This window comes from Candidatus Omnitrophota bacterium (assembly GCA_028716165.1).
Classification (GTDB): domain Bacteria; phylum Omnitrophota; class Gorgyraeia; order JABMRG01; family JABMRG01; genus JAQUQI01.
In genome coordinates this window covers 1-3,112 of the sequence record JAQUQI010000026.1, presented here as the reverse complement: position 1 = coordinate 3,112, position 3,112 = coordinate 1, and the positions used below count along the sequence as shown (strand labels likewise).

The following is a 3,112-nucleotide window of genomic DNA, read 5'->3' as shown; positions in this document are numbered from 1 at the left end:
GTTGCCGGAGGGGCTAATCCTAACAAATTAAGGGCGCAGCGCCTGCGTTTCAGATTTACTAAAAAATTTGACTTTTTCTTTGAACATCTTAAAATGCCGGCATGCTGCGGCTGCGGAAGGTGCATAGAAGTCTGCCCGGGCAAGATCGACATCAGAGAAGTATTGAAAGACCTGGCTAAAAAATTAAATCTGGCACAATGAAAAACATCTACAAGCCCATAGAGGGCGTTTTGGAAAACATAATTACCGAATCCTCCAAGATCAAGACTTTTGTGATTCGGCCAAAGGAGCATTTTGAGTTTAAATGCGGCCAGTTCATTGAGTTGACCTTGCCCGGTATAGGGGAAGCGCCGTTTACTCCGTCATCTGACCCGGCAGTAAAAGAAAAAATAGACGTGACGATAATGAATGCCGGAAAGGTTACTTCTTTATTGCATAATTCAGATAAGAATATTTCTTTGGGTATCCGCGGGCCGTTCGGGAAAGGTTATCCGCTGCATAAATTTGAAGGCAAAGACGTTTTGATCGTCGGAGGAGGCGTAGGGCTTGCTCCGCTAAGAGCGTTACTGTTTGGGTTATTCGCCGATATCAAGAAATATAATAAAATAGTGTTTCGTTACGGAGCGCGTACCGCGCAGGACATTATTTATAAGGATCAAATCCCTGTATGGTCGGCTAAAGAAGGGGTAGACTGGCTTACTACTGTTGACGTGGGGGATCCTTCCTGGAAAGGGCATGTTGGTTTGATCACTACTGTTCTAAATGATCTGCCCATAGATATGAAAAAGGCGGTTGCCATTGTTTGCGGCCCGCCCATAATGATGAAATTCGTAACGCTTAAACTCCTGGACTTAGGGTTCGCCCCTTCGGACATTTATCTTTCCATGGAAAAATCAATGTCTTGCGGCCTGGGCAAGTGCGGGCACTGTCGTATCGGTAAATTCTATATTTGCAAAGACGGCCCGGTGTTTACTTATGAAGAATTAAAAGATGTTCACGATATTTGGGACTAAAAAATATGACTCGTTTGTTTGTTGATCTGGATATTTGCAGCACTTGTAAAGAATGCAAGGTTGCCTGTGATTATTTTTATCATCCACAGAATAACGGTATTGCTAATTTAAGGGAGTACGCCACATTCGCTACTATCTGCCGGCATTGCGAGCAGGCGCCGTGCGTTAATTCCTGCTATCACAACGCGTTGGAACGCGCCAGCGACGGGCATATTAAACGTTATAAGATGCGTTGTACAAGCTGTAAGTCATGTGTTTTGGCTTGTCCATTTGGGGTCATTTTTCAGGATTTTATTCCTTATTTAGATTCAAAATGCGATTTTTGCGTAGGTCAGAAGGGAAGGCTTCCTAGATGTATTACCGCCTGTCCTAAAAAAGCCGTGGAATTTAAGGATGTTGAAGAGAACCTGGAGCAGGATATGTATTTTGTCGGTGAGCATCTGGCTGTTCATACCAGGAAATGGTCAAGGCTGGATATAAAAGCGCAGCCAAAAAAGAAGTAGACTATGAAAATTATATTTAATTATCTGATATTCCCGGGTTTATTTACTGCTGTATGCGTAGGGCTATTGGCAGGTTGGTTTGACCGTAAGATCTCCGCCCGCCTGCAATGGCGCGTTGGCCCGCCATGGTATCAGAATTTCATTGATATAGTCAAACTTTTCGGCAAGGAGACCATAATTCCCAGGAGTAGCCGTTGGACGTTTATCTTAGCGCCATATCTTGGTTTTTTGAGCATTGTCCTGGCAGCTGTTATATTAGGTAAGGCAATGCTTTCGCCCCTGGAAAGTTTTTACGGGGATATTATAGTCATACTTTATCTTTTGACAATGCCGGCGATTTCAATGATAATCGGCGCTTCCAGCTCGCGTAATCCTCTGGCGTCAGTGGGCGCGAGCCGTGAAATGAAGCTGGTTTTAGGCTATGAATTGCCCTTTGTTTTGTCGTTGATCGCGGTCATTATAAAATGCCAGGGTTCTATTCAATTGGGTTCAATAATCAATTATCAGATAAGCTTCGGCTCAAATATATTCTCGTTTTCAGGTATTTTAGCTTTTATCGCAGCATTTTTTGCCATGCAGGCAAAACTGGGGCTGGCTCCGTTTGACATATCGGAAGCAGAGCAGGAGATCATGGCAGGAACACTGATAGAATATTCAGGGCTTCTTTTGGCTGTGTATAAACTGATCAAGGCAGTAATGTTGTATGCAATGCCCTTATTACTTATATGCCTGTTTATGGGTAAAGACCTGGGATGGGTGTTGCTAATCCTAAAATATATAGGTATAGTGTTATTGATAGTTTTAGTAAAAAATACCAATCCCCGGATGCGTATTGACCAGGCACTAAGGTTTTTCTGGGGCCCGGTAACCATTGTGGCGGCCTTAAGCGTTATATTAGCGGCAGTGGGGTTATAATGAGCATAAAAACTAAAGCATTAACCAAATCAATCTGGGTTTTTCATGTTAGCTGCGGATCGTGCAATAACTGCGATATCGAAATACTGGATTGTTTTACGCCTAGGCATGATATAGAACGTTTTGGCGTGCAATTGATCGGTTCGGTCAGGCACGCCGACGCTATTCTTATTACCGGGGCCATGAATAGGAAATCCGTGCCGAGAATGAAAAAGATCTATGAGCAGGCACCTAAACCCTGCGTGGTAGTTGCCGTCGGGCAATGTGCCCTTTCGCGGCACATGTTCCGCTATAGTTATAATGTCAGGGAACCGCTTGATGAGATATTGCCGGTAGACCTTTATATTCCGGGTTGCCCTCCGAAGCCGGAGGCAATAATCTCCGGGATCGTTAAGTTGGTAGAGAAATTAAATAAAGGTAAATAATTTATGAATATAAGAGAGAGGATAAAAGAAAGATTAGGCGATAAAATACTTGACTGGAAAGAGATGTCCGCGCGTAAAGTATATTTTTCGATAAATAAGGCCAATATTTTCGGTGCCACAAGGATATTATTCAGAGAATTGGGGTTAAGGTTCTCGACTGCCTCGGGATCAGACACGCCGCAGGGCCTTGAGATAGTTTATCATTTTGTATATGACCCTGCAGGCGAAGTATATTCTTTGAAAGTGATGATCGAAG

Annotated in this window: 6 protein-coding genes; all 6 read left to right on the top strand. The window is 43.4% G+C overall.

Going from position 1 to position 3,112, the window contains the following annotated elements:
- Window positions 1-201 (top strand): 4Fe-4S dicluster domain-containing protein (locus PHV77_07575; GenBank protein ID MDD5505131.1); only part of this gene is annotated, 201 nt, incomplete at its 5' end.
- Window positions 198-1,013, top strand: a complete 816-nt coding sequence (locus tag PHV77_07570; GenBank protein ID MDD5505130.1) for an FAD/NAD(P)-binding protein — start codon at window positions 198-200, stop codon at window positions 1,011-1,013. The genes PHV77_07575 and PHV77_07570, both read left to right, overlap by 4 nt.
- A 5-nt stretch (window positions 1,014-1,018) precedes the next feature.
- On the top strand, window positions 1,019-1,516 hold the full coding sequence (locus PHV77_07565; GenBank protein MDD5505129.1) for a 4Fe-4S binding protein: 498 nt from the start codon (window positions 1,019-1,021) through the stop codon (window positions 1,514-1,516).
- 3 nt (window positions 1,517-1,519) lie between these two features.
- Entirely contained in the window at window positions 1,520-2,431 is a 912-nt protein-coding gene (locus tag PHV77_07560) for an NADH-quinone oxidoreductase subunit H (protein MDD5505128.1), read from the top strand.
- The gene (nuoB, locus tag PHV77_07555) at window positions 2,431-2,856 is read left to right on the top strand and encodes an NADH-quinone oxidoreductase subunit NuoB (protein ID MDD5505127.1); all 426 of its coding nucleotides are present in this window, start codon (window positions 2,431-2,433) and stop codon (window positions 2,854-2,856) included. Before PHV77_07560 ends, nuoB begins: the two co-directional genes overlap by 1 nt.
- A gap of 3 nt (window positions 2,857-2,859) precedes the next feature.
- Window positions 2,860-3,112: hypothetical protein (locus tag PHV77_07550; protein ID MDD5505126.1), on the top strand; the 253-nt coding region annotated here is incomplete at its 3' end.